General features: G+C 71.1%; 13 protein-coding genes. 5 read left to right on the top strand and 8 right to left on the bottom strand.

The features are described 5' to 3' along the window. Positions 1-45: 45 nt before the first annotated feature. Positions 46-1362 carry a hypothetical protein gene (locus OG928_RS00510; protein ID WP_406277406.1) on the bottom strand — a complete coding sequence of 439 codons (1317 nt, stop codon included), beginning with the start codon at positions 1360-1362 and terminating at the stop codon, positions 46-48. Positions 1363-1784: 422 nt separating this feature from the next. Here OG928_RS00510 and OG928_RS00505 point away from each other — a divergent pair, with 422 nt between their 5' ends. Further along, complete coding sequence (locus OG928_RS00505) at positions 1785-1916, top strand: transposase (RefSeq protein WP_406277403.1); 132 nt, start codon at positions 1785-1787, stop codon at positions 1914-1916. Between the two features lie 287 nt (positions 1917-2203). Further along, positions 2204-2938: an IS3 family transposase gene (locus OG928_RS00500; RefSeq protein WP_406277400.1), complete on the top strand. Its 735-nt coding sequence runs from the start codon at positions 2204-2206 to the stop codon at positions 2936-2938. Between the two features lie 402 nt (positions 2939-3340). Here OG928_RS00500 and OG928_RS00495 read toward each other — a convergent pair whose 3' ends face one another. Continuing rightward, entirely contained in the window at positions 3341-3604 is a 264-nt protein-coding gene (locus tag OG928_RS00495) for a hypothetical protein (RefSeq protein ID WP_406277397.1), read from the bottom strand. A gap of 273 nt (positions 3605-3877) precedes the next feature. Further along, on the bottom strand, positions 3878-4087 hold the full coding sequence (locus tag OG928_RS00490) for a hypothetical protein (RefSeq protein WP_406277394.1): 210 nt from the start codon (positions 4085-4087) through the stop codon (positions 3878-3880). Positions 4088-4556: 469 nt separating this feature from the next. On the opposite strand from OG928_RS00490, the gene OG928_RS00485 reads away from it, so the two are divergent. Next, on the top strand, positions 4557-4964 hold the full coding sequence (locus OG928_RS00485) for a peptidase inhibitor family I36 protein (protein ID WP_406277391.1): 408 nt from the start codon (positions 4557-4559) through the stop codon (positions 4962-4964). Between the two features lie 607 nt (positions 4965-5571). Here OG928_RS00485 and OG928_RS00480 read toward each other — a convergent pair. The 4 genes from OG928_RS00480 to OG928_RS00465 all read right to left on the bottom strand — a co-directional run bounded on the left by OG928_RS00480 (position 5572) and on the right by OG928_RS00465 (position 8575). Beyond that, complete coding sequence (locus tag OG928_RS00480) at positions 5572-5832, bottom strand: hypothetical protein (protein WP_406277388.1); 261 nt, start codon at positions 5830-5832, stop codon at positions 5572-5574. After that, the gene (locus OG928_RS00475) at positions 5829-6179 is read right to left on the bottom strand and encodes a hypothetical protein (protein WP_406277385.1); all 351 of its coding nucleotides are present in this window, start codon (positions 6177-6179) and stop codon (positions 5829-5831) included. Before OG928_RS00475 ends, OG928_RS00480 begins: the two co-directional genes overlap by 4 nt. A gap of 423 nt (positions 6180-6602) precedes the next feature. Continuing rightward, positions 6603-7820: an MFS transporter gene (locus tag OG928_RS00470; RefSeq protein WP_406277382.1), complete on the bottom strand. Its 1218-nt coding sequence runs from the start codon at positions 7818-7820 to the stop codon at positions 6603-6605. A 50-nt stretch (positions 7821-7870) separates the two neighbouring features. After that, complete coding sequence (locus OG928_RS00465) at positions 7871-8575, bottom strand: siderophore-interacting protein (RefSeq protein ID WP_406277379.1); 705 nt, start codon at positions 8573-8575, stop codon at positions 7871-7873. A 128-nt stretch (positions 8576-8703) separates the two neighbouring features. Here OG928_RS00465 and OG928_RS00460 point away from each other — a divergent pair, with 128 nt between their 5' ends. Beyond that, positions 8704-9300: a TetR/AcrR family transcriptional regulator gene (locus tag OG928_RS00460; RefSeq protein ID WP_406277376.1), complete on the top strand. Its 597-nt coding sequence runs from the start codon at positions 8704-8706 to the stop codon at positions 9298-9300. A gap of 1248 nt (positions 9301-10548) precedes the next feature. On the opposite strand, the gene OG928_RS00455 is transcribed toward OG928_RS00460, so the two are convergent. Continuing rightward, complete coding sequence (locus OG928_RS00455; RefSeq protein ID WP_406277373.1) at positions 10549-11229, bottom strand: TetR/AcrR family transcriptional regulator; 681 nt, start codon at positions 11227-11229, stop codon at positions 10549-10551. 152 nt (positions 11230-11381) lie between these two features. On the opposite strand from OG928_RS00455, the gene OG928_RS00450 reads away from it, so the two are divergent. Then, positions 11382-12308 (top strand): NADP-dependent oxidoreductase, encoded by a 927-nt coding sequence (locus OG928_RS00450; RefSeq protein WP_406277370.1) that lies wholly within the window; start codon positions 11382-11384, stop codon positions 12306-12308. The last annotated feature ends 300 nt before the right edge of the window (positions 12309-12608 follow it).

Below are 12608 nucleotides of genomic sequence, written 5' to 3'. Positions count from 1 at the left end.
CCGCCTACACCATCGCCGCGCGACCTTACCTCCCCGGCGATAGCACTACGCTGACACACCACCGATCTGCAGGAAAATCCCATCGATGACCCCCGGCGTGGGGACATTCGTCGTGGCCGTGAACGAGATCGTGGTGAACACGCCCGCAAGCCTGATGGTTCCGCTCGAGTCGACCGGTCCAACCAGGCCTGTCACGGTGCTTCCGGACACGCTCATCCCCTGCCCGCTCACCAGGGTCACCTCCGTCCCGGCCGGGAACTGCATGATCGATCCCATCGACGCCAGATACAGCACCGGGTCCTTGATGGCAGCCGCGAAGGTGAGAGTGAAGGCGTGCGCGGTTCCGCCGCGGATCTCCAGAGCATCGCTGGACGGCAACGGCGGAGTGAACGCGCTGGAGGAAAACCCGCGGAAGGTCCCATCTACGGCGCTGCCGGTGCCCATGGGCCCCACCAACCGCACACCGGCACCGCGCCAAGTCCCCTGGGCGGTTCCCGTCGCGGGGTCAGCCTCGACCACGGTCCAGTCGACCAACTCCACCGCCTGCGGCACCGGCGGAGGACCGAGCAGTACCTCACGCCAGACTGCGCGGCGTTCCTGTTGGGCGGAGTTCGTGCAAAACCACAAGGCGCAGGTGCCGTCGTCAGACTGGGTGACCAGCAGATCGCCCCCGCTACCCTCGGCGGGCAACTGTTCCAGCGCCGTGCCGTCGTACATCGTGGGAGAGGCGGTGATCCGACCGGAAACCGACAGCGGCTGGGGCACCAGGCCGATCTGGCCGATGGGGGCACCGGCGGCCGTACGGCCGGACTGGAAACGTCCGCCTCGTCCACCGGTGCTGTGGCCCACCACTGCATCGCCCTGGGCGCTCTCGCCGCGGACGCCCTCGGCGGAGTGGCTGATCCCGTGCACGCCGACGCCGCTGCCGCTCGTGCCGAGCACCCCGGTTCCGGATCCGTCACCTGGCCCGGGGCCGGAACCGAACGTCGCCAGCGGGTTGCCCAGTGACTGCACGCTCGTGCCCACCACGCCGATGCCGCCCCGCATCGTCGCCCCGATGGCTCCGACACCACCCCGGTTGTGCTGGCCGAACAGCCCGGCGATGCCGGGGCGTCCAGGGCTGGGCACGGTCTTCCCGAAGATGCCGAAGTTGTCACCCACCCCGAAAACGCCGACGCCCTCGACGTCGGCCTCGCGGTTGGTGTCGCCGCGCGAGCTCTCGGCGTACATGCCGGCCCTCTCGCCTTGCATGTTCCCGCCGTAGACCATGCCGGTGTCAGCCCAGGTCGAGAACGCCGAAGCCGGAAATCCCGAGCCGGCCCACGGCGGTCCGAAAGCGGTGAACTCGTCGTCGCGCGCCATAAAGACCTCCTTTCAGGAAGGGGCGGTGACCGCTCTCCCCGCCGTGCCGACCGGCTGGATCAGATTCCACGTCTCATCCGGCAGATCACTCGGGTACGGCTGCCACCCGCCTATGTCTTCTTGCAGACGCTACTCTCGGCCATCCGCAAGCCCTCAGATATGGAAGGCGTGTCCACCAGGGAAAACAGGTGGATCGATGACAAAGGTCGCGGACTGATCAGGCGGGCGCGCCGGGCAGGACCTGGCCGGCCGTGATCTCAACGCGCGCAGCGAGGGTGTGGTAGCGGCCGCTGCCCGCGGCCTGGACGGTGTGGGTGGCCGGCCCCGGGCGCGGGCGTGTGTCCAGCGGCGTGAGGCACCTCGAGGCTTCCGGTCCGGAACCCAATAGGGTTGTCCTGTAAGGAATTCGAGGAAAGCAGCGCATGGCACGTCCCAGCTCGTACACGCCAGAGTTCCACGAGGAAGCGGTTCGACTGGCGCTGAAGTCCGCCCTTCGGCCGATCGCGCAGACCGCGCGAGAACTCGATGTGCACCCGCAAAGGCTCCGAACCTGAGCCGTCTTCCGTGGACGAGCGCGCCAGGCTGAAGGAACTCGAACGCCGCATCCGCGAGCTGGAGATGGAAAACTCCTTCCCGGAAAAAGCCGCAGCGTAATTCGCGAAGGATCCCCGGTAGCCGGCAAGTACGAGTTCACCGAGCCGATGCGATTCGACACCGCAGAGTACGCATATCCTACGCATATCCCGTCGCATTCATCTGCGACCGCCTCGGCGTTTCCCGGTCCGGGAACTACGACTCGCGGCATCGCCCCGATTCCGCGACACCGCAAAGACGCGAGGAATTGAAGCTGCTGGTCACGAAGGCGTTCGACCTGTCCGACAGCACCTACGGATACCGCCGCGTCCACGCCCGGCTGCTGCGCCGGAACACCCTGGTCGGCCCCGAACCGGTGCGTCAAATCATGCGTGAGCCCGGCCTGATGCCGTGCCCGCCCCGCCCGAAGCGCTGGTCCCGCACCCAGGCGGCGTCCGGGCCCGTGCCGGACCTGGTCGGCCGCGACTTAGGGAAGGGGGTTGGGCCGGCCACTCCTCGAACACGGCCTCGCGTTGGTGCTTGGTGCGCGAATACTGGCGGTGGGAGTTCCACTGCTGGGCGTGGAAGTAGCACAGCTGCCGCCGGCTGCGGGTCGGGACGTCGGGGCAGACGAGGCAGGGCGGAGGGGTCGGCCAGGCCAGGGGCTTCTTGGGCAGGGCGGTGGCCAGGAAGTTCGTGTGCTCCGGACGGCCTTCCAGTCGTCACTGTGCTCCTTGCGGTAGTCGTCGTGCGCGTCGCGGGTGCGTTCGCAGCCCGTGACTCCGCAGGCCCAGCCGTAGATCGGGTGGTCGCGCGGGATGTGCACGACGTCGGTGCGGTAGACCGGGTCGAACCGAGGTGCCGTGATCAGCGCGTTCAGCAGCTCCAGCCGGTCCCGTGGAAGCGAGTCGGCGCGGGGCCCTCGGGCCGACCACCGGCAGCAGCCGGGCGGCGGTCGAGGTCACTGCTCCTTACCCCGGACCTTGTTCGGCGCGGTGGATGAACTGCGGAGAGTGGAGGTCGGCGTGCCCGTCGTTGACCATCTGCGCGGAGGCCCAGTTCCCAACGGCCTTGGCCACGTGCGGATCGTTGTCCGTGACATCCGTGACATCCGTGACATCCGTGACGTTGTGCGTGAACTGATGCCGGAGGGCTTGGGGCTTGATCCGGCCCGGCAGTTGGGCGGCACCCGCACACCTGACTACGAGGGGCCGTGGCACCGATCGCGCGCTCCTGCTCACCTGCTCACCCGACCGCCTCGCCAGGCTGGTGCCGGCACCGCGTGAAGGCCGGCGGCAGCGGGACGCCGGCATAGGTATCGGCCGTGCGGCTCTCGAACCGTCGAGTTCCGGCCCGTGTTTGTGCTGGTCACGAGGGTTTGGCTTGGCCGCAGGGGTGGGGTGGCCTACCGACCGGGTGTGCGGGACTTGGTGGTGGTGGTGCCGGGGCGGTGGTGTGTTTCCGCGAGGTGGTCCAGGCGGATGTTGTCGAGGCCGGGTTTTGGTGGTGTGTTCGGTGCCGTCGTCGATGGCGGTGATCGCGGCTTGGCGGCTTGGCGGGTGAGGCGGGTGAGGCTGCCGATCCGGTCGGCGGTGCGTTGGTGGGGGTAGCACGCGAGGTGGGGGGGGTGTGCCCGCGGGTGTGCGTTCAGGTCGAGGGCGGCTTCCACTTCGGCGATCGACTCTGTGAACGGTTCGCGTTTTCCCGCGCCGTGCCGGGAACGCCCCACACTCGACGAGTGAGGCCCGTCCGGCGAGTTGTGCCCCGCGTACACCACCGAACAATGGCGTGGCGGCACGTCGATGCCCGCGTAGACGAACGTCGCGCCGATGCGTTCGGTGAGGTCTCTTCGACAGGTCGGCGGTTTCGGCGCCGGTGGTGGTGCGGGGGTTGACGGTGGATCTCGTCGATGAGGACCAGGCGGACGCCGGCCCGGTGTCGATCAAAGCCGGGCGGTGGTCTGTTGGTGGCGGCCCGGGATCATCAGTGTGCGCACGCTGATGGCGAGGGTGTCGATGGCCGGGGTACCGATCGTCACGAACGCGGAGTGATAGGCCGGACGTTCTTCCCGGCCGCGTGGCGGTGTGCCGGGCTTGGGCGGTGTCGGGGGCGGTGTGGCCGCGAAGTCCTGCCGGCCCTGCCGGGTGGTCACCGGCCGGGATCGTCCCGTCGTGTCCGCATCGCCGCCCGTGTGACCGATGTCGGTCGAAGGCGGACGGGGATTCACCGTTCCAGCGGCGCCTGTCGCTGCGCCGGAACTGCTCCCGGCAGCGCCGACCACCGCGTCGCCGACCTCCACCCGCCCGCCGCTGCGCCCCGACGCCCCTCGCCACCCGCTGCGTCGGCCCCGTCCTGCGGCTCGCTGCGCCCTCGTCAGTTCCGCCGCGCGCCGGTGCGCCGCCATCGGATTCGGGTGTGATGCCGAGGTGGTCGATCGACGACGCGTCAACGTCAGGCGGCTCGGTCGCGAGGGTCCTGGGCGGGCGGATCCGGCGAGTCGGTCGGCCCGTGTGGTGTGCCCGCCGGCCGTTACCGCGATGGGAAGAGTTCGTTGACGACAACGACCACTCGTATTCGTCCGAGTCGGTAGATCTCCGGATTCGGGTCAAGGAGCATGGCAGATGAAGAGCACGTTGCGGTCTTTGCTTGTGCCGGTGGCCACTGCGGCTGCCGTCGCGCTGCCGGTCTTGCCGGTCCATGCGGCCGACGGGTATGACCGGTGCCCGGACGGCTACTACTGCATGTTCTCGGGCCTGGACGGCACCGGCGACATGATCACCCTGAGGAGCAGCACGCCGGACCTTGCGGCGCTCGGGATGAACGACCGGGCCGAGTCGGATTGGAATCGGACTTCCTCGACCATCCACCTGTGGTCCGACGCGCACTACACCGGCTGCACGGCCGTCACCTCCGCCGGCCCGACCGGCAAGGGCAACTTCTTTCCGGTCTATCGGGACTTCTTCAGCTCGGTGCAGTTCGACGGCCCGGGAGGCCCGAGCTGCGGCACACCGCCCGGTGAGGACGGCTGAGCGTTCCTCGGTCCAGGTCCGCTCCCGGCGGTCTCTGTGAACACTCGGATCAAGGTCACCATGGTCCAACGGTCTGCGCGAAGTCCCGGGTCGGGGCGCGGCTGGGGGTCTGCCGTGTTGACGCGTTTCGGCATCGAGGACGTCTCGTGCGTGAAGCAGTACACCGAGCGCAAGCCGACGGCGTACGAGCGCACGGGAGATCCGGACGCCTACGAGTACCACGAGTACCAGGACGCCGAGTGGGAGCGGAAGTTCCGTACGTTCCCGCACGGGCGGGTGTGGACGCACGCCGAGCGGCCGGTGGCGCTGTTCAACCAGGCGGTGGGCCGGCTGTGCCGGCACCGGGCGAAGATGCGATGCCCTTCGCAGCCGGTCTGCGCGGCGGGTTGGGCGTATCGGGTGCGGTCCGGATGTGTCCGGGAGCGACGGCGTGTCGGCCGTCTCCGCGGACGCGCGGGTGGGCGGGGCCTCGTCGGGCGTCGACGGCCCCGACGCCCGTGTGTCCGCGGAGGTCGAGCGTCGTGCGTCCCGCACCGTACGCGGAGGCCATGCCCGGCCGCCGCCCCCAACACGGACGCGATGTGTCGGCCATCGACATGGAGTGTCGTCAGTGGGCGGGGAGGTACGTCGTCTGCAGGATGTAGACGCGTTCGCTGCGCACCACGATCAGGTACACGAACATGCCGTCGTCGACGTAGGCCGTTCCCGCGCGGGGATTGGGACCCTCGTACAGGGTCCCGTCGAGATACAGGGCCTCGGCCGCGTGCACGATCTCCGCGAACGCGATCTCGACACGGGCGACGAACGCCTCCGGCGCGCCGCCCACCACGCTCGCCTGGTCGGGTTCGTACTCCCAGCTCCAGCTCACACGCCCACCGCGGCGTAGGCGGCCCGCAACAACTCGCCCGAGACCCGAACACCGCGAGCACGCACCCGTGGATCGTCACTGACGGTGTCGACCTGCTCGGCGTGGTGATAGCGAAACGCGAGGTCCGGGTGACGCTCGATCTCCGCGATCGCCGCCCAGTGCCGCAACCAGCCCCGCAACGGATCGAGCCGGTTGATCTCCAGCGCCTTCGCCGTCGCCTCGCGCTGGGACCGGTCCATCTCGGGAAGCCAGTGCGGCGCCAACAACGCGATCGCCGCACGCACACCCTCGATCGTGCGCTCCGGCCGTGCGATCACCGGAGTCGAGTACTCGGGCTCGGCGGTCACCCCACACCCCTCCCTCACGACAACCCGATTCGACCCCACTCTAGTGCCGCGCCCGGCAATACAACGTGGCCTGCGGCGGCATCACCGCCGCGTCACCCTGCCGGCCCTCCAGGACCTGCGCGACCAACGGCATCAGGCCCTTGATGGTCCCCTTGGAACGCCTCGCGCCGCACCGCCCGCATCGCCTCGCGCGCCCACGCGGCGTCGGGGAACGCGTCCTGCGCGTCGAGTTCGCGCGTGGGGTCCTCGTGGCCGCTCACGGCTTCACACCGGACATCACATCCGCCACGCCCGGCCACGCGACCGCTTCACCACCGCACATCGACCGGCGCCGACGGTCTGCACCGTGACCGTCTCGTCCTGCGCCTGAGCGCACCGGCGCTTCTCCCGCTCTCCCCCTTCCGCCGCGACGAGGCTCGTGTTTCACGACGTGTGTGCGCTGCCGGCCGTCGCGGTGTCGGGGTCCGGTCGTGACGGTGGGCGGGTGGCCCGCGCGGTGGCGAGGCCGGCGAGGAGGCCCAGGGGGAGCGCCGAGATCCATACCAGGGCCGGTGCGCCGATGCGGCCGAGGGCGAGTCCGGAGGTGGGGCCGATCGCGGCGCCGATGTCTTGTGTGGTGGACAGGGCGGCCTGGTAGGTGGCGCTGCGTCCCGGTGGGGCGTGGCGGGTGATGAATGTCGAGGTGGTGGGTCCGGAGATCATCATTCCGAGGGAGGTGACGAGAACGGCTGCGACGAGGGCGGGGTATCCGAGTCCGGCGGCGGCGAATCCCGCGAGGCCCACGCCTTGGAGCGCGGCGCCCAGGAAGAGCAGGCGCCCGGTGTCGTGTCGGCGGGTCCAGCGGCTGACCGGGATCTGGAACAGGACGATCGCGAGGGCGTCGACGGCGAACAGGGCCGCGTAGGCGGTGGTGTCCAGGGGGTGGAGCCGCTGCAGGAGTACCAGGCCGTCGGCTTGCCACCAGGTGAAGGTGATGCTGAGCAGGCTGCCGCCGAGGACGAGCAGCGCCAGTCTGCGGTCGCGCAGGATTCGCGCGAGCGCGCCGTACGCCTCCTTGGCGTCCTCCCCGGTGTCCGTCTCGGTCGTCTCCGGGCCGATGACGCGGTCGGAGGGAACGGCGAGGAGCACCGTCAGGGCGGCGCCGACGAGCAGGACGCCTGCCGCGGCGAACACTCCCGACAGCGAGAGGGTGACGGCTGCGGCTCCGAGGATCGGGCCGATCACGCCGCCGACGCTTGCCACCACGCGGGTCAGGCCGTACGCGTGGGGGAGGTCCTCGTCGGCGTGCAGGTCGCCGACGAGCGCTGCGATCGTGGGGTGGAACGCCGACTCGAAGAGTCCCGCGGCGAGGAACAGACCGAGGGCGGGTACCGGGTGGTGCACCAGGAAGAGGCTGCCGTAGCCGAGAGCCATCCCGGTCGTGGAGAGCAGCAGCATGCGGCGGTGGCCGATGCGGTCGGCCAGGGCGCCCCCGGCCAGGCCGCCGGTGAACTCGCCGACGGCCTGGACGAGGAACAGCGCGCCGGCCGCCGCTCCGCTCAGCCCGCCGACACGATGGGCCCACAGGATGACGAAGGGCAGCATGACGCCGTCGGCCAGGGCACCGAGCAGCCGGACGACCAGAAGTCCCCGGAAGGCCACCGTTCGCTGTCGCGCCGTCGGTCCGCTTCGAGATTCGGGCGCTGCGGCCGTCACGTCGGGTTCCGCGACGTGACGGCGGGGCGGCGGTCGGCCGTCCAGTAGCCCTTGGCGAAGACGTGGTCCGGCCGGACGCCCGCGCCGTGCACGAGTTCGCGGACCGCCCGCGCCGCGCCGGCCTCGGCGAGGACGTAGACCTGGCCGAAGCGGCCCGCCCGTATCTCCTCCGCCACCACGGCGAGAAGCGCCTGCGGGTCGCCGGCAGGCCGGCTGCCGCGTTCGAGCCAGCGCACCCGGCCCGCCGCGATCGGGACCCGGTCGGCGGGAGACTCGGTCTCGACGACGGCGGTGGCGTCCTGACCGGCCGGCAGCGCCTCGGTCAGGGCCGCGATCGCGGGCAGGGAGGCTTCGTCGCCGACGAACAGATGGCCGTCGGCCGGCCGTAGTTGCAGTTTCCCTCGGGGGCCGACGAACTCCACGGGGGAACCGGGTTCGGCGCTCGCCGCCCAGGTGCTGCCGGGCCCGCCGCCGGGGTGCAGGACCGCGTCGATGTCCCACTCGCCGGCCTGTGGGCGGGCGTGCCGGATGGTGTAGTGCCGCTTGACCCGGCTTCCGCGGGCGTCGGCGAGCAGCACCTCGATGTCCTGGGCCGGCAGGGGGGTGAGCCCGGTGAGAGTCGGGCCGCCCAGGGTGAGTCTGACCGTGCGGGGGGTGAGGCGGTGCCGGGCCAGCACCGTGCAGCGATGGGTCGTCTTCATCGGGTTTCCTCTGGTGTCCGGGGACGGCCGGGGACCTGCCTGCGGCCGCCCGCATAGATTTCGAGGCAGCGTGCCTCGATATGAGGCTAGCACCATTCCGAGGCACGGTGTCTTGATAAGCTGATCACATGCCAAGCACAGCCCACGGACAGGCCACACCCGGACGCCCCCGCAGCGAATCGGCGCGGATCGCCGTTCTCCACGCCGTCGACGACATGCTCGTCGAGCAGGGGTACGCGGCGATGACCATGAAGGGCATCGCCGAACGCGCCGGAGTCGGGCGCCAGACCGTCTACCGGTGGTGGTCCACCAAGGCGGAGATCCTGCTGGAGGCGAGCACGTCCGACGCCGCCCACGAGCTGGACGTCGAGCCGCAGGCCCGTCCCGCCGACGACCTCCTCGCCTTCCTCGAAGCGCTGACCACCTTCCTCACCACCTCGCCGGCCGGCCTCGCCTACCGGGCACTGCTGGGCGAAGCGCAGCACGACACCGCGGTACGCGATCTCGTCCGCGCCGCCGACCTCGTCGGCACCGCCACCTCGGCCGTGCTCGCCCGCGTACGCCCGCACGCCCCCGCCATGCCCACTCCGCCACTGGCCGCCGCCCAACTCGCCGGCCCCGTCGTCGCCGTCATCCTGGAGACCGGGAACCCCCTGACACCGGCCCAACTCGCCGACCACACCGGGCTCCTCCTCGGCGCCTGGACAGCGGGCCCCCCGCGCTGAGCCGCTCGGCACAGCCCGAGCCCGACCCGATTCCCTCGACCACGCGGCTGTTCGTCGTCGCTCGGGCCCCGGCCGGCGAGGCGCCTCACCCCGGGACGCTCATGTGAAAACCGGGCCCGGCCGGAAGTGCTCCTCGACGAGCCGGGCGGACGAGGGCACGTGATCGTGCCCCGACAGGCACGAGGCGCCGGCCCCGACACCGGCCGGCGCCCCGGGCCACCGGGAACGCACGACCAGCGCACCCGCGGAGGCCGGTTCGGGGTTGTGTCACCCACGCGAGCGGGCCCGGCGCGTCGGGCGGCCGGCGCCGCGCTCCGCCCCCTCCCCGTGCCCGACTCCGGGACCCGGTGCCCGGGTTCCAGAAGCAGCGAGTCGAGCATGTCCACCACACCACGGCCTGGCAGGACAGGCTCGGGGTGGGCACGGTGTCGACGACCTGCGTCACCGCAGCGTCGTCGGGCGCGGCGCACAGTCCCAGCGGTGAGGCGGCCAGGCTTGGGCGGACCGCAGCCAGGCAGCCGCGGAAGCCGGCGAACGAGTCCTCGCCGATCAGCCATTCCTCGAACGTGTCCGGGCCGTTGGCCTTGCGGTGGTGGTACCACCGGCTGCTGTGCCGCCGGCAGAGCCGCCGCCGGGTATGCACCGCCGGACGGCCGGGACACGAACGGCACGGCTCCTGGTCTGCCCAGACGTGCCGGTCCGGCGGTTCCGCGTCCGCCGGGAACGCAGCTCTGCCGGTGCCCGCCTCACGGGCGCCTACCCGTGCTCGGGGACCTTCGGACGGTGCGTGGGGGCGATGCGTGCCGGGGCGTGTCCGATCACGCTCCGCCGGGGACTCGTCGATGTGGCCGTAGCCGTGGCCGTAGCCGTGGCCGTGGCCGCCGACGACCCGGAGCGCGTTGACGGATCACCCGTCCCCGGCGGCGACTACCCCCGCCCCGTCACGGATTGGGACTTCACCATTGACGTGGACGGGGTACGCGTACGCCCCTGCCCGGCCGGCGGGACGTCGATCGGCCCCCGAGTCTTCGACTGGCGGATCGCCACCTTCGTGCCCTGTATCCGACACGTGCCCCCGTACCCGGGTTTTCGGGAGGACCTTCCCGAGCGGTCTTCCCGACGACCTTCCGATCCGGCCGCACTTTCCGACCCGGCCGCACCTGCTGGTCCTGCTGGTCCTGCGCATTCTGGCCGCACACCGCCTGCCGACCACCCACCGGATCACCGAACTCGTCCTCGTCAACCCGGTCACCCCGTTCGACGCGGTGCCCTGTACAGGTCGTCGAGGCGCAGTGGCGCGGGTTCGGGCAGGGGTGTGTCGTCCGTCGGCCGGCAGGACTGGAGGAAGTAGGCGAGCAGGCGGCGGGACGCGGCCATGGAGGCCGCCGGGGAGTCCCGCAGGACGCCGTTGTTGGCCAGGAGCAGCAGCGTGACGTCGCTGGTGTCGAAGTCCTCGCGCAACTGTCCGGTGTCCTTCGCCCGCTGTACCAGCCGGGCGAGGCCCGCCTCGGCGCGGGCACGTGCACGCCGGACGTCGGGTGCGTCGGGGAATTCGGCGAGGAACGCGGCGCTGAAGCCGCGGTCCTCGGCCTGCATTCGGCAGACCTTGGTGAGGGCGGTGCGAAGTCCGCGCCAGGGATCGTCGTCCTCGAGGGCCTCGTCGACGGTCGCGATGCACCGGCCGAGTTGTTCGGAGAACGCGGCCGCGATCAGCGAGTCGCGGGTCGGGAAGTGCCGGTAGAGGGTGGCGGCACCCACACCGGCGCGGCGGGCGATCGCGCTGGAGGGTACGTCGCTGCCGTCGAGGGCGTACGCGTCGCGAGCGGCCCGGAGGAGCCGGGCGCGGTTGTTCCGGGCGTCGGCTCGCTGTCCCGGGGCGGGGGTGCCGGCGGGGGAGGTGGACGGGTTCCGAGACAGTCGGTCAGGCATGTCTCCCACTTAAGCACAAACGGAAGAGGTCGACCGTTTAGCGGGTTAGCGTGACGTGATGCCGCGAGTTCCCGCGGTCGGCTCCCGGCCGCGGAGGTGAGCGGCTGTGGGTTCTCCTGTCGAACGACGTGCCATGCGTACGGAGGTTGTCCGTGTTTGCTGTGCAGTACCACCGCTATGGCGGTTCCGAGGTTCTCGCCGTCGAGGAGGTCGAGGAGCCGCACGCCGGGCCCGGTCGGGTCCGCATCGCCGTGCGTGCCACCGGCGTCACCCCTGCCGACTGGTACCTGCGTTCAGGGATGTTGCGGGACTTCGCCTCCCTGGACTTCCCCCATATACCGGGCATGGATGCCGCGGGCATCGTCGACGAGGTGGGGGAGGGGGTGACCGGCACCGCCGTGGGGGATGCGGTCTTCGGTCTCGTTCCCTTCGTGGACCAGGGCGGCGCCGCGGCCGAGTACGCCGTGCTGGAGGCGTGGGCGCCCAAGCCTCGGTCGTGGTCCTTCGAGGAAGCGGGCGGCGCCGCGGGCAATATCGACACGGCCACGCGTGTACTGGAAGCCTTGGACGCCGTCGAGGGCATGACCTTGTTGATCGAGGGTGCCGCCGGCGGTGTCGGTACCATCACCGCGCAACTCGCCCGGGCCCGCGGCCTCACCGTGATCGGCACCGCCGGCGAGGGCAATCACGGTTTTCTCGACGGGCTCGGCGTCGTACCGGTCACTTACGGGCCGGGGCTGGCCGATCGCCTCGCCGCATTGGCTCCGCGCGGTGTCGACGTGGTTCTGGACGCGGCCGGCAAGGGCTCTCTTGCCGAACTGGTGGCCATCGCCGGCGACCCGCACCGCGTGGTGACCATCGCGGACTTCGACGCCGCTCGGCACGGAGTGCGGTTCTCCCGCTCCGAGGCAGGCGAGTCACCGGGCTGGGCAGGACTGCCGTTGGCGGCGGACCTGGCCGATCAGGGCCACCTCACCGTCCCGCTGCACGCCGTGTTCCCGCTGAAGGAGACCGCCACGGCCCATGACGTCAGCGCCGCCGGCCACGCACGCGGCAAGATCGTCATCACCGTGCCCTGACCCGGCGCACGATGCGGCCCGCAACCAGCCACCCGCCGCGGGGCGGCCACGGACGCAACGGCCTTGCCCGGCGCGACCCGCACAGGACTCCACGCCGCCCCACGCGGATCGAAGTCGCCGCGATCACCGAGGAGTTGACCCGCACGTCCGCCACGGCAACGAGCGTTGCCGCGATTCTCGGGACCTGGGAAACCACTGCCCGAACCCACCCGCGTCCGGGCCCGCCACGACGGGACGGGCACGTCCGCGCACCTGGACGCGGGCGCGGTCCTGCGCGAGGCGCTCTGCCTCGTCCCGCCG

This window comes from Embleya sp. NBC_00896 (assembly GCF_045207785.1).
GTDB lineage: Bacteria > Actinomycetota > Actinomycetes > Streptomycetales > Streptomycetaceae > Embleya.
This window is presented reverse-complemented; position numbering and strand designations above follow the sequence as displayed.

Coding starts and splice junctions, on each gene's coding strand:
- OG928_RS00505 (WP_406277403.1), top strand. CDS start 1,785: ATGGCACGTCCCAGCTCGTACACGCCAGAGTTCCACGAGGAAGCGGTT.
- OG928_RS00460 (WP_406277376.1), top strand. CDS start 8,704: ATGCCAAGCACAGCCCACGGACAGGCCACACCCGGACGCCCCCGCAGC.
- OG928_RS00455 (WP_406277373.1), bottom strand. CDS start 11,229: ATGCCTGACCGACTGTCTCGGAACCCGTCCACCTCCCCCGCCGGCACC.
- OG928_RS00465 (WP_406277379.1), bottom strand. CDS start 8,575: ATGAAGACGACCCATCGCTGCACGGTGCTGGCCCGGCACCGCCTCACC.
- OG928_RS00485 (WP_406277391.1), top strand. CDS start 4,557: ATGAAGAGCACGTTGCGGTCTTTGCTTGTGCCGGTGGCCACTGCGGCT.
- OG928_RS00510 (WP_406277406.1), bottom strand. CDS start 1,362: ATGGCGCGCGACGACGAGTTCACCGCTTTCGGACCGCCGTGGGCCGGC.